Source organism: Micromonospora sp. NBC_00330 (assembly GCF_036136635.1).
Taxonomy (GTDB): Bacteria; Actinomycetota; Actinomycetes; order Mycobacteriales; family Micromonosporaceae; genus Micromonospora; species Micromonospora salmantinae.
Map to the genome: position 1 here is coordinate 6,414,302 of NZ_CP108012.1, position 21,014 is coordinate 6,435,315.

The 21,014-nt window shown below is 72.7% G+C and carries 16 protein-coding genes and 1 riboswitch; of the genes, 5 read left to right on the forward strand and 11 right to left on the reverse strand.

Annotated elements, in window-relative coordinates:
• Positions 1-62: 62 nt before the first annotated feature.
• From OG598_RS29240 to OG598_RS29275, 8 genes are all read right to left on the reverse strand, one after another.
• The gene (locus OG598_RS29240) at positions 63-995 is read right to left on the reverse strand and encodes an SMP-30/gluconolactonase/LRE family protein (RefSeq protein WP_328651940.1); all 933 of its coding nucleotides are present in this window, start codon (positions 993-995) and stop codon (positions 63-65) included.
• 93 nt (positions 996-1,088) lie between these two features.
• On the reverse strand, positions 1,089-3,302 hold the full coding sequence (locus OG598_RS29245; RefSeq protein WP_328651941.1) for an AAA family ATPase: 2,214 nt from the start codon (positions 3,300-3,302) through the stop codon (positions 1,089-1,091).
• Positions 3,303-3,338: 36 nt separating this feature from the next.
• On the reverse strand, positions 3,339-3,839 hold the full coding sequence (locus OG598_RS29250; RefSeq protein WP_328651942.1) for a hypothetical protein: 501 nt from the start codon (positions 3,837-3,839) through the stop codon (positions 3,339-3,341).
• 38 nt (positions 3,840-3,877) lie between these two features.
• The gene (locus tag OG598_RS29255) at positions 3,878-4,633 is read right to left on the reverse strand and encodes a GTP-binding protein (RefSeq protein ID WP_328651943.1); all 756 of its coding nucleotides are present in this window, start codon (positions 4,631-4,633) and stop codon (positions 3,878-3,880) included.
• Entirely contained in the window at positions 4,611-5,099 is a 489-nt protein-coding gene (locus OG598_RS29260) for a DUF742 domain-containing protein (RefSeq protein WP_328651944.1), read from the reverse strand. The genes OG598_RS29255 and OG598_RS29260 overlap by 23 nt, the downstream gene beginning before the upstream one ends.
• The gene (locus tag OG598_RS29265) at positions 5,096-5,569 is read right to left on the reverse strand and encodes a roadblock/LC7 domain-containing protein (protein WP_238667027.1); all 474 of its coding nucleotides are present in this window, start codon (positions 5,567-5,569) and stop codon (positions 5,096-5,098) included. The genes OG598_RS29260 and OG598_RS29265 overlap by 4 nt, the downstream gene beginning before the upstream one ends.
• A complete protein-coding gene (locus OG598_RS29270; RefSeq protein WP_328651945.1) occupies positions 5,566-8,184 on the reverse strand; it encodes a nitrate- and nitrite sensing domain-containing protein in 2,619 nt (872 codons plus the stop codon). Before OG598_RS29270 ends, OG598_RS29265 begins: the two co-directional genes overlap by 4 nt.
• Positions 8,171-9,349 carry a hypothetical protein gene (locus OG598_RS29275; protein ID WP_328651946.1) on the reverse strand — a complete coding sequence of 393 codons (1,179 nt, stop codon included), beginning with the start codon at positions 9,347-9,349 and terminating at the stop codon, positions 8,171-8,173. The genes OG598_RS29270 and OG598_RS29275 overlap by 14 nt, the downstream gene beginning before the upstream one ends.
• Positions 9,350-9,721: 372 nt before the next feature.
• Between OG598_RS29275 and OG598_RS29280 the strand changes: the two genes are divergently transcribed.
• Positions 9,722-12,586 carry an alpha/beta fold hydrolase gene (locus OG598_RS29280; protein WP_328651947.1) on the forward strand — a complete coding sequence of 955 codons (2,865 nt, stop codon included), beginning with the start codon at positions 9,722-9,724 and terminating at the stop codon, positions 12,584-12,586.
• Positions 12,586-13,452 carry an ABC transporter permease gene (locus OG598_RS29285; protein ID WP_112582927.1) on the forward strand — a complete coding sequence of 289 codons (867 nt, stop codon included), beginning with the start codon at positions 12,586-12,588 and terminating at the stop codon, positions 13,450-13,452. Before OG598_RS29280 ends, OG598_RS29285 begins: the two co-directional genes overlap by 1 nt.
• Positions 13,453-13,461: 9 nt before the next feature.
• On the opposite strand, the gene OG598_RS29290 is transcribed toward OG598_RS29285, so the two are convergent.
• A complete protein-coding gene (locus OG598_RS29290) occupies positions 13,462-14,178 on the reverse strand; it encodes a DUF4232 domain-containing protein (protein ID WP_328651948.1) in 717 nt (238 codons plus the stop codon).
• 457 nt (positions 14,179-14,635) lie between these two features.
• On the reverse strand, positions 14,636-14,941 hold the full coding sequence (locus OG598_RS29295; protein ID WP_112601087.1) for an ArsR/SmtB family transcription factor: 306 nt from the start codon (positions 14,939-14,941) through the stop codon (positions 14,636-14,638).
• A gap of 91 nt (positions 14,942-15,032) precedes the next feature.
• On the opposite strand from OG598_RS29295, the gene OG598_RS29300 reads away from it, so the two are divergent.
• The 3 genes from OG598_RS29300 to OG598_RS29310 all read left to right on the forward strand — a co-directional run bounded on the left by OG598_RS29300 (position 15,033) and on the right by OG598_RS29310 (position 18,781).
• The gene (locus OG598_RS29300; protein ID WP_328651949.1) at positions 15,033-15,995 is read left to right on the forward strand and encodes a DMT family transporter; all 963 of its coding nucleotides are present in this window, start codon (positions 15,033-15,035) and stop codon (positions 15,993-15,995) included.
• Positions 15,996-16,063: 68 nt separating this feature from the next.
• Positions 16,064-16,199, forward strand: a riboswitch (SAM riboswitch).
• Positions 16,200-16,209: 10 nt separating this feature from the next.
• Positions 16,210-17,496: a threonine synthase gene (gene thrC, locus OG598_RS29305; RefSeq protein ID WP_328651950.1), complete on the forward strand. Its 1,287-nt coding sequence runs from the start codon at positions 16,210-16,212 to the stop codon at positions 17,494-17,496.
• Between the two features lie 265 nt (positions 17,497-17,761).
• Positions 17,762-18,781 carry a GNAT family N-acetyltransferase gene (locus tag OG598_RS29310; protein WP_328651951.1) on the forward strand — a complete coding sequence of 340 codons (1,020 nt, stop codon included), beginning with the start codon at positions 17,762-17,764 and terminating at the stop codon, positions 18,779-18,781.
• A gap of 9 nt (positions 18,782-18,790) precedes the next feature.
• Here OG598_RS29310 and OG598_RS29315 read toward each other — a convergent pair whose 3' ends face one another.
• Positions 18,791-20,983 carry a hypothetical protein gene (locus tag OG598_RS29315; protein WP_328651952.1) on the reverse strand — a complete coding sequence of 731 codons (2,193 nt, stop codon included), beginning with the start codon at positions 20,981-20,983 and terminating at the stop codon, positions 18,791-18,793.
• Positions 20,984-21,014: the final 31 nt, after the last annotated feature.

Below are 21,014 nucleotides of genomic sequence, written 5' to 3' on the forward strand. Positions count from 1 at the left end.
CGCCTTGTGAGCTGCCCGTCGGGGCCGGCGGCGACCGCAGGGGTCGCCGCCGACCGCCCGGGTCAGGCCGGCAGCCGAACGATGTCGTAGTCGGTGCTCGGCGTGGACTCCACGTCGAACCGGCCGTTCACCACGTACAACGCCGAGCCGAGCAGGTCGCCGGTGGCCGGCGAACGCAGCTGCGGGCCGGTGATCTCCCGCTGCACCACCCCGGCGGTGTATCCGGCGTTCATCCGGACCACCGCGACGACGTTGGTCAGGTTCCGGATCACGTAGAGGGTGCGTCCGCGCAGCACCAGGCCGTCGGCCCGCTCCACCGAGTAGCCGCCGAGGTCGACGAGGCGGCTGCCGCCGGTACGAGGGTCGACGCGCACCAGCCGGCCGGACAGCATCTGCGCGACCAGCAGATCGCCGTCCGGCAGCGCCACGATCCCGTTGTGGTAGACGTCCGGGGTGGCGGCCGGACCGCTGAGTTGCAGCACCCGGAAGGCGGTGGGGGCCGGAAGGCGACCACCCGGGCCCAGGGGCACCACGTACAGCACCTGCCGCGCGGAGTCGGTGAAGTAGACCGCCCGATGGGTGATCACCAGGTCGTTGACGTAGCTGCCCGGCACGTCGGTGAACTGATAGTGGGCCAGCTCGGCGCCGGTGTCCGCGTCGTACACGCTCGCGCCGCCGCCGGAGAAGTCGGCGGTCCAGAGCCGGCCCTGCGGGTCGAGCTTGATGCCCGCCTTGTCCGTGCCGGGTGTGCCAGGGATCAGCACCGAGCCACGGCCGGTGCGTAAGTCACCCCGCCACACCGCGCCGTCAAGAATGGACCCCACGTACACGGTGGTGCCCCGACCGATGGTCAACCCTTCCGGGGTGAACCCGTTCGGCAACGCGATGCGGGCGGGGAACGGTTTCGCCGGATGCGCCGTCGCCGGTGCGCCGACCGAGACCAGTGTTGCCGCCGCCACGAGGGGGACGAGGAGGAGAGAGAGCCGCTTGCGCAAGGAACACCACCTGACGTCGCAGTGGATAACTCCACTGAGGAATGTGACGTCTTAGGAACGTCCTGGGTGCGACGAAAGGTTGTGCTGCTGTGATCACTCCCGGTTGGCGGCATACGCGGCCAGGCCGGCGACCTGCGCCGGGTCCAGCGACGGTCGTACCCGGGCCCGTGCTGTCGACACGTGCTCGGCGGTGACAGTGGCGGCGGCGAGCGACTCCCGCATCGCGGCCAGCGCCGCCTCGCGGATCAGCGCCGCGCAGTCCGCGGCGGAGAAGCCGGTCAGCTCGTCACCGAGAGCCGGCAGGTCGACGTCCGGTGCCAGCGGCACCTGCCGGGACGCCGCCCGCAGGATCTCCGCGCGGGCGGGCCCGTCCGGCGGTGGCACGTAGACCAGCCGCTCCAACCGGCCCGGCCGCAGCAACGCCGGGTCGACCAGGTCCGGCCGGTTCGTCGCACCGACCACCACCACGTTGCGCAGCGTCTCCACCCCGTCCAGCTCGGTGAGCAGGGCGGCGACCACCCGGTCCGTGGTGCCCCCGTCGGTGGCCTGGCCGCGTACCGGTGCCAGCGCGTCCACCTCGTCCAGGAAGATCAGCGTGGGGGCCGCCTCCCGGGCCCGACGGAACAGCTCGCGGACCGCGCGTTCACTCTCACCGACCCACTTGGAGAGCAGTTCGGCCCCCTTGACCGACAGCACGTTGGCCCGCCCCGACCCGGCCAGCGCGGTGACCAGGTAGGTCTTGCCGCATCCCGGCGGCCCGTAGAGCAGCACACCGCGCGGCGGCTGCACGCCGAGCCGGGCGAAGGTGTCCGGGTAGGTCAGCGGCCACAGCACCGACTCGGTCAGCGTCTGCTTGACCTCGTCCAGGCCGCCCACGTCGTCAAGGGTCACCGAGGCCAGATCCAGTGTGGACGCCGCCATCGTGGTGGGCCGGACCACCTCCCGGGCGGCGGTGAAGTCGGCCATCGACACCGTCGGCGTCTCGGCGGACTTCTGCCGCAGCGCCGCGCGTACCCCGGCCTCCCGGACCAGTGCGGCCAGGTCCGCCGCGACGAACCCCGGGGTGCGCGCGGCCACCTCGTCCAGCCGGACGTCATCGGCCAGCGGCACCTGCCGGGTCAGCACGGTGAGCTGTTCGCGGCGCAGCGCCTGATCCGGGAGCGGAACGCTGATCCGCAGCGACAGCAGGTCGGGCGCGCGCAGTACGGGGTCGACCGCCTCCGGTCGGCCGGTCGTGCAGACCACTGCGACGCCGGCGCGGATGCTCTCCGCGAGCACCTGCCGGAACACCGTCGCCACCGGACCCGGATCGTCGGCCGGTGCGAGCGCCTCGACGTCGGTGACGAGCAGGACCGCCGGCCCTTCGGCCCGTGCCGCCGACGCCGCGACGCGCAACCGCTCCGCGGCGGCCTGACTGGACAACGCGGCCACCTCCGGCGCCCAGAGCGGGTGAACGCGGGCACCGACCCGGGCGGCCACGGCCCGGACCAGCGCCGACTTCCCGGATCCCGCCGGGCCGACGAGCAACACCCCCAACGAGATGGTGGTGCCGAGTCGACCCAGCACCTCCCGGTGGTGGAAGCCGAGGTCCAGCAGCTCGGTCAGCTCCTCGGCCTGGGCCCGTAGCCCGGGCAGCTCGTCCACGTCGGGCGCGTCCTCCGCCGCAACGGCGTCGGCGCTCGTACCCGGCCGGGTCGACGCGGCGCCGACCGGGGCGGGCCCGCCGTGGGTCGTCGCACCGTGCTCCCAGGCGACCGATGTGCCCATGCTGACCAGCGCGCCGGCCGCCGGCTCGACGGCGACCACGCTGAGCAGCGTGCTGGTCCAGGCGAAACCGACGGTGTTGGCGAGGCTGCGTCGCGCCGCCTCGACCAGGCTGCGGACCGAGGCGTCCGGCAGCACGTCCTGCGGCAGCAGCGACACGTCGTCCCCGGCGGTGAGCACCTTGCCCAGCAGGGCGAGCCGGAGCATCTCCGGGCTGACCGCCGCGACGACCCCCACCGGCCCGGCCAGGACGACCCGGCTCGCCGAGACCAACGGCACCGGGCTCACCCGCACCTGACCGCCGTCGCGCAGACCCAGGTTGCCCAACGTCAGGTCGTCGGCGTACAGCAGGGCGCTGCTCGCGCCCGGGCCGGCCGCCGCCGCGATCCCGGCCGTCTCCCGGCGGCCGACAAGGCGAACCGGGTCGCCGGGGCGCAGCCCCAGCGCTGTCAGCGCCTCCGGGTGCAGGCGCACGATGCCCCGTCGGGCGTCCAGCGCCGCCGGCCGCAGGCTCGCCGTCAAGGTCAGGTCGGGTTGCGCCACTGCCCGACCGTAGCCGCCGGCAGCCAGCCCCGCCGGTCAGCGCCGCGGATCCAGCTCGTCCAACAGCGTCGGGTCGCTTCGGATCAGCTCGGCCAACCGGGCCGCCGGGTCCGGCGTCAACCCGTCCGGACCGGGTCCCCAGGCGGGCACCGTCCGGCCGGAGAGCGGCCAGGCCGGCGGGGGTTCCACAGGCGTCGGCGGGGGAACCGGTCCGACCGTGACGGCCGGCCCGTCCCAGGAGACCCGCATCGGGTACGTCCGCCCGGCGTGCTCCACCTGCACTGTCACCGCGAGCCCGGGGTAGGCCCCGACGACCTGGCGGACCGCCTCGGCCACCTCCTCGACCGGCCCCCAGCCGGCCACCTCGTTCGGCGTCTCCACCCCCGCGTGCCGTCCCGGCCGGGCATTGCGGGTGTCGCCGCCGAGGCCGGGCGGGCTCGACGGTGCGGTGGTGTCGTCACGGTCGGCGGCCCGACGGCGCGACGCCTCCACACGTCGGGCCAGCCGGGCCAGCGTCTCGTCCAGGTCGCCCCTCACCAGATCACCTCTTCCCGCCACGGCCGGAGCTGGTCGGCTCAGGCCCTCCTGTCCCGGGTAGCGCGGTCCAGCGCGCGGTCCAGGACGACAAGTAGTGCGTCCCGCACCGAGAGCCGGTCGCGGGCGTCGAACTGCACCAGGGGTACATGATCACCGATGGCCAGCGCCCAACGGATCTCGCCGAGTTCCAGGGCCAGTCGCCCGTCGAAGGCGTTGACCCCGACGACGAACGGCAACCCGGCCCGCTCGAAGAAGTCGATGGCCGGGAAACAGTCGTCCAGCCGGGCGCTGTCCACCACCACCAGCGCGCCGAGCGCTCCCCGGGCCAGGTCGTCCCACATGAAGCCGAACCGGGTCTGCCCCGGCGTGCCGAACAGGTAGAGCTTCAGGCTGCGGTCGATCGTCACGCAGCCGAAGTCCATCGCCACAGTGGTGGTGGTCTTGGTGGACCGGGCACCCGGGTCGTCCACGCCGATCCCGGCGGTGGTCATCTCGGCCTCGGTGGTCAGGGGCGCGATCTCGGAGATCGCACCCACCGTGGTGGTCTTGCCCACCCCGAACCCACCGGCCACCAGGATCTTGACCGGGATCGGCGGTGCGGCCGGCTTACCGGTCGAAGGGCTCGACCCCGCACCGGACGGGGGCCGGTACGGAGGCGGTGCGGTCGGCGGTGGGCCCGCCCGCCCGACTATCGGCCCGGTGCCCGGGGACATGCCGTAACGGGCGGCGGCGCTGTTCGCGGCGACCCCGCCGAGCGGGGCGACCGGCCATTCAGGAGATCGCACGGAGTCCATCAATCACTCGCAGGATGAGATCGGGGTCGACAGCGTCGTCGGTGTCGGTCACGTGCACGTCCAGGTGCCCGGCGGCGCGTAGGTCGCCGACCAGGACCCGCGTCACGCCGAAGTGCAGTCGGGCGCGGGCCGAGATCTCGGCCACCGAGATCGGCTCGACGCAGAGCGCGATGATGGTCTGAAGTTCCGGTGCCAGCAGGGCGCCGGGTGGGCCGGCCCACCAGCCGCTGTCCATGCGGGCGGTCACCTGGGTCTCCAGCCCGATCGCCGGGTCGGCACCCGCGACCCGCCCGGAGGTGAGCACGAACGGACGGGGACCGCTCGGTTGGTCCCCGTCCGGCTCCGGCTCGGGCAGCGCCGGTGTCGCCGCCGCGCCCACCCCGGTCGGGGATGACGTGCGCAGGTACGGGCGGATCCGAACCCTCGGGTCCGGATCCGGATCCTCGCCGGCGACGTCGGGGGTCACTGCTGAACGGCGTTCTTCAACTCGACGATCAGTCGCGGGGTCAGGGCGCCACCGGCCCGCCCGGCGAAGAGCGTCATCTCGTACGCGACGGTGCCCAGGTTCGCCGAACGGTCGGCGACAACCCCGAGCACGGAACCGCTGCTGATCGCGCTGATCAGCAGGTAGCCGTCGGCCATGTCGACGATCACCCGGTTCAGGCCGCCGAGGGCGTACCAGCTGGCGGCCCCACCGGCGAGGCTGGTCATTCCGGACACGACGGCGGCCAGGCGCTCCGCGTTGGACCGATCCTTGATCGCCGACATGGCCATCAGCAGGCCGTCCGAGGAGACCGCGATCGCCTCCAGGACCCCGGCGGTGCTGGAGGTGAAGGAGTCCAGCAGCCAGTTGAACGTACGGGCCTCCGGGCTGAGGTCCCCATTGGCGCCGGGCTGACTCTGGTCGACGTTGTCGTGCAGGAAGGGGCTGGTCACCGTGATGATCCTTCTTCGTTCCGGTGGTCGGGGCTGACTTCGCGGAGAGCGCGGGCGACGCCCGCCTCGAACTCGCTGATGAGGTCGCGGACCTCGTTCGGGTCGCCGAGGTTGGTGCTGGGCGGTTGGCAGACCGGGATGGCGGTGAGGTTCGCTCCCGGCACCCGTCGACTCAACCGGGGCCGCTCCGGTGCGGCATCTGTCGAGCCACCACCACGCGGCACCGTGGGGCCGGCGCCTCCCGGGGTGGTGGGCAGGTCGACGGTCGTGCCCAAGTCCACCACGGCCGCCCCGGCGCCGGCCGACGGGTCGCTGGCCGTCCGAGCGGACGCGCCGTCGAGGCCCGGCGCCACGTGCAGCTCGGCGCGGCGTACACCGGCTTGGAAGGCCTCGACCAGCGCACGGGCGGCGGCGGGGTCCGCGCCGGTGGCGTCCACCGGCCGGGTCGTCGGGGCGGTGGCGTGCAGCGTGGCCCCGGGCACCCGCTGCCGCACCCGTGGCCCGCCCGGCTTGCCCACCGGTTCCGGGCTCTGAGGTTCGGGAACGGCCTGCTCCGGCTGGCCCCGACCGAACGCGTTCCAGGAAGGGCCGGCGTCCAGGCTGAGGGTGGCCCGGCTCAGCAGGTCCGAGTCGAAGCGGGCCGGCACGGCGACGGCCACCGCGCTGGGTCGCGCTTCGTGCTCGGGGTTGGGCGTCGCCGTCGTACGCCGGTCCCGATCCGGCACCGCGGCGCGGGCCACTGTGGCCCCGGCGCGGTCGGCACGGCGCAGCACCAGCGACGTCGACGGGATCTCCAGTTGTGCGGTCACTCCTCCGCCGCCGGTGGCCGCCAGGGCGATCTGCCAGCCGTGCCGACGGGCCAACCGGCCCACCACGAAGAGACCGAGCACCTCGGTCGGGGCCAGGTCGAGCCGTTCCCGGCGGGTCAACCGGGCGTTCTCCTCAGCCAGGCGTTGCTCGCTCATGCCGATGCCGTGGTCCACCACCGTGAGCCGTGCGCCGAGACCGGACGTCTCGGCGGCCACCAGCACCCGGGTGTGCGGCGGGGAGAAGACTGTGGCGTTCTCCATCAGCTCGGCCAGCGCGAGGACGAGGTCACCGACCACCGCCGGCGCGGCCGAGACGCCCGCCGGCACCTGCACCTCAACCCGGGTGTAGTCCTCGATCTCACCGAGCGCCAACCGGACCACGTCGGCCAGCGGCACCGGCGCGGTGTGCGCGTCGGCCCCGGCCGAGCCGGAGAGCACCACGAGGCTGCCGGCGTTGCGCCGCAACCGGCTGGAGATGTGGTCGAGTCGGTACAGGTGCTCCAGGCGGCCCGGGTCGGCCTCCTGCTGCTCCAGCCGGTCGATCAGCGCGATCTGCCGACCCACCAGGTTCTGGGTACGCCGTCCGACGTGGCCGAACATCTGCGCCACGTTGCGTCGGCCGGCGACCTGCCGCTCGACCAGTTGCGCCGCGGTGTTCTGCACCCGGTCGAAGGCCCGCGCCAGGTCGCCGATCTCGTCGTTGGCGCGGATGTCCACCGGCTCCAGCCGGACCGCCTGGGGTCTCTCCGCCTCGTCGTCGGTGACCCGGACCAGCTCCGCCTCGGCGACCCGGGCGACCCGGTCGGCCGAGCGGGTGAGTCGGGTCAGCGGTCGGGCCACCGTCCGCGCCACCGCCACGCTGAGCAGCACCACCAGCGTCAGGATCAACGCTGCCGCGGCGCCGACCAGGTACGCGGCGGTCAGCGCGCGCCGCTGCTCGGCAGTCACCTCGGCGAGCACGTCGGCGATCAGCTTCTTCTCGACGAACTGGCCGAGCCGGATCATCGTGCGGACGGCCGGGAACAGCGCCTCGATCGTCACGTCGCTGACCGCGGCCGCCGGATCGCGGGCGCTCCTGATCAAAAAGTCGGGTTGGGTACGCGCGGCCACGGCGGCGTCGTTGAGCTGGGCCACCTTGAGCTGCTCGGGCGTGATCAGGCTGCGGAAGCGCGAGTTGTCGACCATGAGCGCGGCGATGCACGCCACGTACCCGGCGGTGGTGTCCGGGGTGCCGATCGCCTTGACCAACAGGCTCAGGGTGGCGCAGGTGCCCAGGCCCTCGTCGGCGCGGAGCAGCCCGTCGAGGGCGAGCACCTGGCGGCCCGGCAACGTGTCGGTGTCCACACCGACCACCAGCCGCAGCGACTCGATGATCCCCTTGTTGACCGGGCCGAACGCGTCCATCACCTGACCCGGTTTGGCGGCACCGGCCAGGACGGCCGTGCGTAGCTCGACGAGGCTGGACACGCCGTCGAGGGCGCTGTCGACCTGGTCGGTCAGCGCGTCGCTCCGCGCCGCCCGCAGGTCGGCCACCCGGTCGTCCACGTCGGCGGACTTACGGACCAGCTCACTGCGTTCGACCCGGCCGAGCAGGAAGCCGACGGAGAGGATGCGTTCCTGCTGGAGGTCCTGGACCAGGCTGCCGACCCGGCTGGCGAGCCGGACCCGTTCGGCGGTGTCGCCGGCCCGCTGTGCCGCGGTGACCCGGTCGAGCATCACCGGCACGGCCAGACCGATCATGCTGAGCAGCGGAATCACCACGAGCAGCGCGAGCTTGCCGCGGATCCGGAGCCTACCGAGCAGCATCGAATGCCCCCCACTGTGCGGTCTCCGGGTCACGGGCCGCGCCGACCGGTTGCAGCGCGCGCGGCTCGTCGGCCGGCGGTTGCCACGGGTCGCGCTGCGGCGGGGTGTCGGGACTCTCCGCGTGGGTCGCGGCCAGGGCGGCCCGCCGTTGTGCCCGGCGACGGGCGGCGACCAGCAACGCGGCGAGCCAGCCCAGCAGCAGGACGGCGACGACACCCGCCCCGGTGGTCAGCCAGCGGTCCCGGTCGAGCCGATCGATGCGCTCGGCCAGCAGGGAGTCCAGCTCGCCGAGGATGACCGGCTGGAGTTGGCGGGCGGAGCGGTGCGAGCTGAGCGCGGCGGCACTCAACTGGCCCGGGTCGACCACGCCGGTCTCCTTGTCCGGCAGGGAGTACCCGGCGAGCGCCTCCACCGAACGCTGGTAGGTGTCCAGCGGGGTCAGCACGTTGGCACCGAGGTCGGTGCTCTCCGAACCGTCCACGGCCGAGCGCAGGTTGTCGACGAGGTCCGCGGCGGGGGTCAGGGCGGACACCCGCAGGCCGGTCAGCTCCAGCAGGCCGCGCGGTTGCTGGGCGGCTGGCCGGCGGGAGACAAGCGTGGACAGGTCGGCCAGCCGGCCGGCGCCGACCACCGCCTCGGGCAGCTCCTGGCCGGCGCTGTCCTGGAGGAAGAACGAGTCGGCCTCGGGGTCACGGACCAGCCCGGAACTCTCCCGGACCTTCCGGTGCAGGGCCAGCAGCAGGTCGGAGACCTCGCCGTACGCGGTGTAGGCGGCTTCGGGGTCGGTGGCGGTGCGGCCGCGCAGTGCCTCCAGCTTGGCCCGTACACCGGCCCAGCGTTCCTGGCTGAGCAGTTCCCCGCCGATGCGGGCGTCCACCGCGGCGGCCTTCTCGACCGCTCCGTTCAACGCGTCCCGGGCGACGGGGCGACCGTTCACCGCGTTGGCCTGGGCCTCCACGAGGGCGTCGGTGACCGGCGCCAGCGCGGTGAGGTACTGCACGCCGAGCCGTTCCCGGGCGGCGAGGTCCCGGTCGTCGGTGACCTGCTGCCAGTTCGACGTGACGAGCAGGCCCAACGGTGCCAGCAGTGCTCCGATGAGCAGCAGGGGCAGCAGCCGGCCCAGCGTGGACGGCCGTCGACGGGCCCGCGGCGCGGGGACTGTCATGTGTGTCTCCTCCGGCGTGGGGCGCTGATCGGCGCGGCGTCGGGCTGGCCGACAAGTCCCGTGCACCGGACCGGAAAACTAATCGAACCCCCGCCTGGTCAGACCTCACTCGGCGAGTCAGGTTCGCGTCACTTCGAGCCATGTCACCATTTGTCCGCGTTGCCGGCACGCTCTGTGTCCGCTGTGGGTGTGACATGGAGGGATCGAGGTGGATATCCGCGGAAGATCGGAATTCACGGGATCCGAACTCAACTCACTGTGCCGCGTCGGACGTTGCGCGCTCGCACCCCACCGCGCACCGATCGGGGCAACCGGACGGACGTACGGCGGATCTCAGCCAACGCTCAGGCTGTGGGCCGTACCGTGTGCCGCATGACATCGCCGTCGCCGGCCGCGTGGTTCCGGCGTGCCCTGCCCACCCGCCGCCGGGCGATCGCCGCCGCGGTGGTCGTCGTGCTGTTGGCTGCCGCCGTGACCTGGGCGGTGTGGCCACAGGGGCCGGGCGTACGCACCGAGAGCGCGATGCTCACCGTCCGCTCCGGACCGTCCGGTGACCAACCGGTGAACCTGGACACCACCCTCTACCTGCCGGACGACGCCTCGGCCGGTCGGAAGGTGCCGGCGGTGCTGCTGGCGCACGGGTTCGGCGGCACGAAGGAGTCGGTGCGCTCCGACGCCGAGGAGTTCGCCGGACGCGGCTACGCGGTGCTCACCTGGACCGCGCGGGGTTTCGGCCGCAGCGGCGGTCAGATCCACCTGGACAACCCGGACTACGAGGTACGCGACGCCGAGCGACTGCTGGACTGGCTGGCGGCGCGGCCGGAGGTGCGCACCGACGCGGCCGGCGACCCGAAGGTCGGTGTGGTCGGCGGCTCGTACGGCGGTGGGTTGGCGTTGCTGTTGGCCGCCCAGGACCGTCGGGTCGACGCGATCGTGCCCATGATCACCTGGAACGACCTGTCCCGCGCGTTCCTGCCGGAGAGCACCGGCGCAGCGCCGACCGAGGGTGTGTTCAAGAAGGGCTGGGCCGGCCTCTTCTTCGGCGGGGGCGGCAACGTGGGCTCCGGCCCGGCCGGGCTCTCCGGCGCGACCGCCGCCCAACCGCAGGGCGCACCGGCGTCGGCCGGCCCGCCCAGCCCCGGACCGGGCGCCGGCCCCGGCACCGGTCCCGGTGGCGCCCCGACCGGTGCCGCCGACCCGTCCTGCGGTCGGTTCGCCGCCGACGTCTGCGCCGCGTACCTCCGGATCGCCACCACCGGCCGCGCCGACCAGGCCGCGGTGGACCTGCTGCGCCGCTCCAGCCCGGCCGGTGTGCTGGACCGGATCAAGGCCCCCACCCTGCTGGTGCAGGGCGAGGCCGACACCCTCTTCCCGCTCGGTGAGGCGGACGCCAACGCGCGCGGCATCGCCGCCACCGGCACTCCGGTACGGGTCGCCTGGTTCACCGGCGGGCACGACGGTGGCAGCGGGCCCCGCTCGGACTCCGACCGGGTGAAGTTCCTGACCGTCCAGTGGCTCGACCACTACGTCAAGGGCGAGGGCGACGCGCCCGGCGACGACTTCACCTGGTCGCGGATCGCCGGCTTCGACGCGCTCGACCGGGGTCTCGTCGCCACCGGTTTCCGTCGCGCCGACTACCCGGGCCTCACCGGCAACGCCCGCCGGGAGGTGACTGTCGCCGGCCCGGCACAGCCGATCGCGAACCCGCCGAACGGCAACCCGGCCGCCATCTCCTCGATCCCGTTCGCCGGCGGGCTCGCCTCGCTGCTGGACGGCGTGGCCGGTGACGTGCCCGGCCAGCACGCCCAGTTCGAGTCCACCCCGCTGACCGAGGCCGTGGACGTTGCCGGCGCGCCCACCGTCACAGTGCGGGCCGCGTCGCCGACCGGCGAGGCGGTGCTCTTCGTCAAGCTCTACGACGTCGACCCGGACGGGGCGGCCACCCTGCCGAACGGCCTGGTCGCCCCGATCCGGCTCACCGGCCTTCCGCAGCAGGTGCAGGACGCCCGCCCGGTCACAGTGACGCTGCCCGGGATCGTCCGCCGGGTGGAGGCCGGGCACCGGCTGCGGCTGGTGGTGGCCACCTCCGACCAGGCGTACACCACGCCGGCCGCGCCGACCGTCTACACGGTGGCAGCGGACGGCGCGGTCAGCCTGCCCACTGTCAGCGGTGAGCCGATCCCCACCGCGGCGACGATCTGGCGCTGGGTGCTCGCCGGCCTGCTCGCCGCCATCGTGATCGGGCTCGTCGTGGTCGTCGCACTGGTCCGCCGCCGGCACCGCCGCCAGGACCGGTCGGTGCACCCGGAGTACGCGGACACCCCGCTGGCCGTGCGCGCGCTGCGCAAGGAGTACGCGGACGGCTTCGTCGCGGTGTCGAACGTGGACTTCGAGGTGCACCCCGGTCAGGTAGTGGGTCTGCTCGGGCCGAACGGCGCCGGCAAGACCACCACACTGCGGGTCCTGATGGGGCTGACCCAGCCGACCGCCGGGGAGATCTACGTCTTCGGTCGTCGGCTGGTGCCCGGCTCGCCAGTGTTGTCCCGGATCGGGGCGCTGGTGGAGGGGCCGGGCTTCCTGCCGCACCTGTCGGGTCTGGACAACCTGAAGGCGTACTGGCGGGCCACCGGGCGGCCGTGGGAGGACGCGCAGTTCGACGCGGCGCTGGAGATCGCCGGGTTGGGTGACTCGGTGCACCGGAGGATCAAGAACTACAGCCACGGGATGCGTCAGCGGCTCGCCATCGCCCAGGCCATGCTCGGTCTCCCGGAACTGCTGGTGTTGGACGAGCCGACCGACGGGCTGGACCCGCCGCAGATCGCCGAGATGCGCCGGGTGCTCCAGCGGTACGCAACGGACGGCCGGGCGGTGCTGGTCTCCAGCCACCTGCTGGCCGAGGTGGAGCAGACGTGCACGCACGCGGTGGTGGTGAACAAGGGCCGGATCGTGGCGTCCGGGCCGGTGGAGGAGATCGTGGGCGAGTCGCCGAGCGTGCTCTTCGACGTCACCGACCCGGTGGCGGCGCGGGCGGTGCTGGACCGGTTGCACGGGGTCCGCGTGTTGCCGGAGAGCGACGGTCAACTGGTGGTCGACACCAACGGCACGGCCCGCAGCGAGGTGGTGGCGGAGCTGGTGCGCGCCGGCATCGGGGTGGACCGGGTGGTGCCTCGGCGGCGCCTGGAGGACGCGTTCCTCGCCCTGGTGGGCGAGAACTCTCGGGGAAGCGGTGACCGGTGATGGTTGTTACTGACGCGGGTGAGGCCCGTGGTTACCGGCCGTCGGCCACCATGCCGTTCGTGGCGGAGTTCCGTCGGCAGGCGTCCCGACGGCGGACCCAGTTGGCGCTCGGGTTCATGGTGTTGCTGCCGCTGATCATCCTGATCGCGTTCCAGTTCGACTCGGGCGGCGACGACGACAACGGTCGCAACGAGTTCGCCAGCCTGGTCGAGCTGGCCACGTCGGGCGGGCTCAACTTCACCCTGTTCTCGATCTTCGTGTCGGCGTCGTTCCTGCTGGTGGTGGTCGTCGCGCTGTTCTGCGGTGACACGGTGGCCAGTGAGGCGAGCTGGGGCAGCCTGCGGTATCTGCTGGCGATCCCGGTGCCCCGGGCGCGGTTGTTGACTGTGAAGCTGGTGGTCGCGCTCGCGTACTCGGGACTGGCCCTGCTGCTGTTGGCCGGCACCGCGTTGCTGGCCGGCACCCTGCGCTACGGCTGGTCGCCGCTGCGCAGCACCGTCGCCGCCGAGCTGGAACCCACCGAGGGGTTGCTCCGGTTGCTGGCCGTGCTGGGCTACCTGGCTGTCGTACTGCTGGTGGTGGCCGGCCTGGCGTTCCTGCTGTCGGTGATCACGGACGCCGCGCTGGGCGCTGTCGGTGGTGCGGTTCTGCTCTGGATCCTGTCCAGCATCCTGGACCAGATCACCGCCCTGGGCGCGCTGCGCGACTTCCTGCCCACCCACTTCAGCACCGCGTGGCTGGGTCTGCTGTCGACTCCGGTGCAGACCGACGACGTGGTGCGCGGCTGCATCTCGGCGATCAGCTACGCGACGCTGTTCTGGGGGTTGGCGTTCTGGCGCTTCACCCGCAAGGACATCACGTCGTAGCGGGTCGGCTCACAGCCGGCTGTCGGGCGGGCTCACCGACGACGGCACCGCGCTCGGCGCCGGCGGCGGGGCCGGCCGGGTCGGCGCCGGCGTGGACGGGTCGGCCTTCTTCCAGGCGCTGACGCCGATCCGGCCGGTGTTGCCGAGGTCGATCGGCCCGTCCGGGTCGACCTCTTCGGCCGGCTGCCCGGCGGCGGGCGCCACAGTCAGGAACTCGCCGTTGGTGGCGACCACTGTCGAGTCGGTGACCAGGTTGCGCCAGAGCACCACGGCGGTGGCCCGCTCCCCGGCGGCGAGGATGACCTGCCGGGGTGGTTGGTCGAAGCCGGAGGTGATCTCCTTGGCGCCGTTGACCACCCGCAGCATGATCGGCTCGCCCGCTTCTTCGAACACGTGCAGCACCGGGTACCCGGTGAGCTGGTAGGGGTGCTCGCCGCAGTTGACCAGCTCCAGGCCGAGGGCGCGCAGGCCCATCGCGGCGTCCCCGCCGGTCGACCGGATCCGGACGCCGCTCGCCGGGCACTCGACCGGCGGTTCGGCGCTGGCGGTCGGGCCCGCTTGCGCCCTCGCCGCAGGAGGCGGCTGGCTCGGGTCTCCGGACTGACCGCGATGGTCGCCGGGTCGACAGGCACCGAGCGCGAGGATCGCCGTCACCGCCGCGCATGCCTTGATCGTCGCGGACGCCGTGCTGGCCGGTCGCCGTGCTGACGTCTCGCGAGAGATCATCCGCCGATCTTCGCGCACGTTGGTGTCCCACCGCTGACCGGCCCCCGGACACGTGCCCTGGCTGGCTGGCGCACCTCCGTTGCGTGTTTGGCCTGGCCTTGCGCGGTTCCGTCGCTGGCGGCGGACCGTCTCCTGGGGTGCCTTTGGAGCTGAATCGTTTGCGACATCACCCGGGCAGGTGGCCACGGTCGGTCGTTACGTAGCTGTGGATGCCCCGCCGTGGTCGACCCGACGGGTGCAGCGGGCGCCGCGGGGAGGCGGTGGTCGCACCAAGCCCGGCCGAAGGCCGGCCGGTGCGCCCGGCGGGCCGCGTCGACTCGCTGATGTCGTAGACGATTCAGCTCCAAAGCGAGCGCCTGGCGCAGGTCCCACCCGCCGCCGCCGTGCGGGCCGCCGCCGTGCGGGCCGTGGCCGGGCAGTCCTGGGTGGGGTGGGGTGGAGCCTGGGTGGGGTGGGGTCAGGCCGGCGGTCGCTGGGTGAGGACCGCGTCCAGCAGGCCGGGGTAGAGCTTGTCCAGCTCGTCCCGGCGGAGCCGGACCAGTCGGCTGGTGCCGGCGGCCCGGGTCCGGGTCAGCCCCGCCTCGCGCAGCACCTTGAGGTGGTGGCTACGGGTCGCCTTGGAAACGCCGAAGTCGAAACTGCCGCAGGCGGACTCGCCGCCCTCGGCGAGCGCCCGGACGATCTGTAGCCGCACGTCGTCGGCGAGTGCGGCCAACACGCTGGTGACCGGTACGGCGGTCAGGTCGGGCTCGTGCGGCTCCATGTGACCAGTGTAACCCTTGTTCGACAACTATCGAACGACGCCCTATGGTCGGTGTCGTTGGTTCGACGATACTCGAACATTGGAGTTGCCGATGCGATCCCGCGCCACCGCGTACCCACTGGTCGCCGTGCTCGGTTGGGGCGTGATGTTCCCGATCCTGGCCAGCGCGCTCGACCGGGTCGACCCGCTCAATCTGACCACCGCGCGCTACCTGCTGGCCGCCGTCGTCCTGGTCGCCATTCTGCTGCTCCGCGAGGGTGCCGGCGCTCTCCGGCACGGTGGCCGGGCGCTGGAGGTGGTGGTGCTCGGAGTTGTCGGCTTCGCGGGCTTCAACCTGCTCACCAACCTGGCGCTCGAACACGCCGCCCCGCAGCAGATCTCCCTCTTCGTGGCCACCACTCCGGTGATCACCCAGCTCGTCCGCTGGGCCCGCGACGGCGTACGCCCGAAGCCGATGCTGCTGGCCCTCTCCCTGGTGGCGCTCCTCGGCGTCGGTCTCGTGATCACGCGCGGCAGCCTGGCCGGGCTCGGCCAGTTCGGCCTCGGCGGGCTCATGATGATCGGCGCGGTGCTCGGCTGGGGCATCTACACCCACGGCGCGAGCCGGTTCGGCGAGTGGTCACCGCTGCGCTTCACCACACTGACCGCGCTCGCCGGCACGGCTGCCATGCTCGTCCTGAGCATCGGCGCCGACGCCGTCGGCTGGCAGCACGCGCCGGCCGCCGCCGACCTCGTGGCAGTCGCTCCGCAACTGGCGTACGCCGTGCTGGTGGGCGCCGTGATCGCGGTCCTGGCCTGGAACACCGGCGTGCAGCGACTCGGCGCCGCCAACGCCGCGCTGTTCATGAACCTGGTCCCGGTGACCACCTTCGCGGTGCAGATCGCCCGCGGCTATCGCCCGGAGCCCGTCGAACTGGTCGGGGCCGCCATCACGATCGCCGCCCTGATCGCCGCGAACCTCGCCGCCCGGCCCCGGACCGCCTCACTGCCCCGGCCGAGCGCGGTGACGGATCCGATCGCGGTGACCGACCCGGTGGCGGTGAGCGCCCGCTGACCCAATAGCTGGGATCAGCTGTAGCAGCGACCGACAGCGTTGTCCTAGACTCGACGGCACAACTGAATACCTCATCCAGAGGGGCTGAGGGATACGGCCCGACGACGCCCCGGCAACCACCCCGCGCGCTCACCGCTGAGCGACCCGCGGGGCAGGTGCCAATTCCGTCCCCGCCGCACCGTGCGATGCGGGGAAAGATGAGAGGACTCTCGACATGACGTCGACGCTCGTCGCCTCCGGCATCGACACCTCCGCCAGCCCCGCCCGCGCCCTGGTCTGCCGTGCCTGTTCGGCCCGCTACCCGCTCGCCGCCCAGCACGCCTGTTACGAGTGTTTCGGCCCGCTGGAAGTCGACTACGACACCGCAGCACTGGCCGCCGTCACCCGCGAGCAGATCGAGGCCGGCCCGAACAACATCTGGCGGTACGCCGCCCTGCTCCCCGCCGGTCAGGACCCGGCCAGCCGGGTCACCCTCGACCCGGGCCTGACCCCACTGGTGGCGGCTCCGAACCTCGCCGCCGAGCTGGGCATCACCGCGCCGCTCTGGGTCAAGGACGACAGCGCCAACCCCACCCACTCGTTCAAGGACCGGGTCGTCTCGGTGGCGCTCACCGCCGCCAAGGCGCTCGGCTTCAGCCGGTTCGCCTGCGCGTCGACCGGCAACCTGGCCAACTCGGTGGCCGCCCACGCCGCGCGCGCCGGGGCGCCCTCGGTGGTCTTCATCCCCAGCGACCTGGAGCAGGGCAAGGTCATCACCACCGCCGTCTACGGCGGCGAACTGGTCGCCATCGACGGCTCGTACGACGATGTCAACAGGCTCTGCGGCGAGCTGGTGGAGACCGACGAATTCGAGGACACCGCGTTCGTCAACGTGAACGTCCGGCCGTACTACGCGGAGGGCTCCAAGACCCTCGGCTACGAGGTGGCCGAGCAGCTCGGCTGGCGGATCCCGGCGCAGGTGGTCATCCCGATGGCCAGCGGCGAGCTGCTCACCAAGATTGACAAGGCGTTCTCCGAGCTGGTGGAGATCGGCCTGGTCGAGGCGCCCGCCGACGGCTGGAAGGTCTTCGGCGCGCAGTCCGCCGGCTGCAACCCGATCGCCGTCGCCCTGCACGCCGAGACCGACACGATCGTCCCGGTCAAGCCCACCGGCATCGCCAAGTCGCTCAACATCGGCGACCCGGCGGCCGGCCTCTACGCCCTGGAGGCGGTCCGCCGCACCGGCGGCTGGATGGAGTACGCCGACGACGACGAGATCCGGGCCGGCATTCGCGATCTGGCCCGTACCACCGGGGTCTTCGCCGAAACCGCGGGTGGGGTCACAGTGGCCGTGCTGCGCAAGTTGGTCGAGTCCGGTCGGCTCGACCCGACGGCCGAGACCGTCGTGTTCAACACCGGCGAGGGTCTGAAGACCATCGACGCGGTGGCCGGCCAGGTCGGGCCGACCCACCACATCAAGCCCTCGCTGCGCGCCGCCCGCGACGCCGGCCTCCTGGGCTGACGGGCTCGCTCGCAGCCGGGGCGAGTCGATCAGTCGGTAACTGGGTTTTCGCTGTGAGTGTGGAAAACCCGCCGCTACGGACTTGACGACAGGAACCGGACGGCGCAAGATGCTCCGTGCGGGAGGGCATTTCGCCGAAGACTTTTGAAGTTCTTGCGACCCAACGCCGGAGGCGTTGTGCGAGTGCCCCTCCCGACCAACGTTCGATCGGGCCAGCGAGTAATTCGCTGGCCCGATCGCTTTTGTACGGTGCACGCTCACCGGCATGAGCATCACCATCGCGTCGTTCGACGGCGCCGACCGGACTTCCGTCGACGAGGCGTACCGGATCGGGGTGGCGGTCAACGACGCCGATCTGCCGGACCTACCGCCCTTCTGCCGGCGCCGCTTCGACGCGCTGTTCCACACGCCGTTGCCCGGCACCCGGACGCTCTGGGCGCTGGCCCGACTGGACGGCGTACCGGCCGGCTTCCTGCAACTGGACCTGCCGCAGCTCGACAACACCGACAACGCCACAGTCGAGCTGAAGGTGCTTCCGGAGCTGCGGCGTCGGGGTGTCGGTCGGGCACTGCACGAGTACGGCGTACGGCTGCTGCGCGAGCACGGCCGCAAGCGGGTCGTCGGGCTGACCGTCTCCGCGTTGCCCGACGGGCCGGCCCGGAACGTGGCGGGCACCGCGTTCGCCGCGTCGACCGGCGCCCAGGCCGCGTTGGTCGAGGTGCGTCGCCGGCTGGAGATCGCCGAGATCGACCGGGTCGCGCTCCGCGCGGCACTCGTCGAGGCCCAGCCCCGGGCGCAGGGGTACCGATCGGTGTGCTGGCAGGGCGCCACGCCGCAGGAGCACCTGACGGACATCGCCTACCTGGACGGCCGGCTGATGATGGACGCGCCCCTCGGTGACATGCAGTGGGAGCCGGAGCAGGTGGACGCCGAGCGCATCCGCGGCACCGACCGGGCCCTGGAGGCGAAGGGCCGCCGGCGGTACCACCTCGGGATGCGACACGAGGCGTCCGGCCGGCTGGTCGCCTGGACGCTGCTGGAGGTCGGCGCCTCCGCCGACTGGCACGCGTTCCAGCAGATCACCATCGTCGACCCCGCACACCGTGGGCACCGGCTCGGCCTCATCGCCAAGGCGGAGAACCTGCACCACCTGCTCACCCACGAGCCGTCGGTGCGGAGCATCGACACCATCAACGCCGCCAGCAACAGCTACATGGTGGCGATCAACGAGCAGCTCGGCTTCCGTCCGGTGGACTCCTGGACCGACTGGCAGCTCACCCTCTGAGTCGACAGTTCACTCGGCAGTCCGTTCCAGGCGCTCGACCAGCTCGCCGATCGCGGCGTGGAAGTCGTCGTCCGGAGTGAACCGGTGGCCCTGCACCGGCGGGGGCACCGTGTCGGTCGGTGGGATGAGCAGCCCCTTCGGATCCCGTACCCGACGGTCGACCCGGGCGGCCGGGTCGTCGGGTCCGTCGACGTACGGGACGAACACCGCTCCGCCCACCGCGTCGGTGTACCGCCACACGTTGATCCACCGCCAGGCCAACCGGTTGCCGACCTCGCGCAACATCTCGTCACTGACGTACGCCGGGAAGATCCGCCGGTACCGGTTGCCGAGCGGGGCGCCGTAGGTGAGCAGGGCCACCCGCCGGCGGCAGTGGTCGGGCAGTTGAAGGATCGTCACCGCCGCGAGCACGCTGCCGTGACTCTGCCCGGACAACAGCACCGCGTTCCCGTCGGTGGTGAGCTGCCCGATCCGGCGGGTCAGCTCCGGGACCGCCCGCTCGACGTAGCAGGGCGGGGCGAGCGGATGCGCGGCACGCGGCCAGAAGGTGGCCAGCTCCCAGAGCACCCCGACCAGCCGGATCGCGCCGGAACGGTAGGCGACGAGTCCCATCACCGCGAGGACAGTGGCGAACAGCCCGATCAGCAGGGCGCCCAGGTCGGTCACGAAGATCACCGGACGGGCCAGCGGCTCGCCGCCGAGTCGCAGCGCGAGCGCACCCGGGCCCGGACCGATCACCGACAGCCCGGCCGCCGCAAGGGTGAGCAGCGCCAACACCACGTACGCGGTGGCCAGCAGCGGCCCGAGCCGATCCGTGAGTCGGGCGCGCATGATCGCGTCGCGGACGGCCCGGACCCGTTCCGGGGCCGCCCGGGAGGCTTCCGGATAGTCCCGCCGGACCAGTTCCTCGGCCTCCCGGCGGCGACGATCCCGGCCGATCCGGGGTCCGAGCACTGCCGTCACCACCACCAGGAGCACGGCGAGGGAGAAGCCGAGGGTGGCCCAGCGGAAGGCGATCGGCGGCGACAGCGGTGGCGCACCAGGCGGCAGCGGCCGCGCCGGCGTCGGGCTGGAACCACGGTCCAGATATTCGGCGAGCCCGTAGGTCAGGCCCGAGTCGTAGGCAACGCCCAACCCGATCGCGACGGTGATCAGCACCGGCGCGCCCAGTCCGGCCAGCATGAAGCCGGGACGGCGAAGGGAACGGCCCTGCACCACGACCACCAGGCCGAGCATCGCGAGCAGCACCACCTGCCCCGCGAACAGCCCGGCGACCACCATGCCGTACCCCGGCAACATCCCCTCGGCCTTCCACGGCGACCGTGGCACGACCGCGTAGCCGAGGGTCAGCGCGGTGAGCGCGACGGCCACCCAGCGGATCGCCTGCGAACCGCGCTGGTCCTGCTCTCCGCGCCGTTCAATCGCCGGCCGGCAGAGCAGCACCACCGCGCCGGCGAGCAGCGCCACGTCCGCGGCCAGCAGCAGCCAGCCGGGCACTGTGGCGTCGTGCGGCGCCAGAGCCAGCAGCAGAGTGAGGTCGAGCGTGCCCAGCGCCACAGCGACGTGAACCGAGCGCAAGCGGCGCAGCAGCGAGCGGGTGTCCCAGAAGGCGGGCGCGTCGAGCCGGTCCGCACCCACACCGGGCGCGTGGTCGCTGTCCTCGGGGAGCTGCCAGGTGCGGGCACCGAGCCGCCAGATCAGGACGATCGCGATGATCGGCGGTACGGCCAGCAAAGCGAGTCGCTGCCCGGGCGGCACGTCGCCCAGCCACGACAACTCCCGCCGCCCCTCCAGGCACCTCGGGTAGGCCGCGCACTGCCACGCGATCAGGTCGAGTGACACCCCGACGGTGGAGAGCACGTACATCGCGGTCAGCGTCGCGGCCAACAGCCGGCACAGCGCCCGCCCGGCGTGGCCGTCGCGTCCGGTGACCGGCAGCATCCAGACCGCGATGTTGCTGAGCATGAACGGCAAGAGCAGGACCAGGGAAAACGTCCGGATGGCGGTGCCGCCGGTCAGCCTGCTCCAGCGGTACGCCTCAAGCATCACCCCGTTGCGGTCCGCGGCGGCACCGTAGCCGGGCCGCGGCCGGTAGAAGCCGGCGTTGTCGTCTCCCGCGACCCGCGCGACGATCGGTCGGTCGAGGATCGTCTCGGGCCCCTTGTCGGCGACCCCGTGCAGCCGGATCTCGGTGATCCTCACCCGCCGCCCTCCCTTGGCCGGCTTCCCTGGC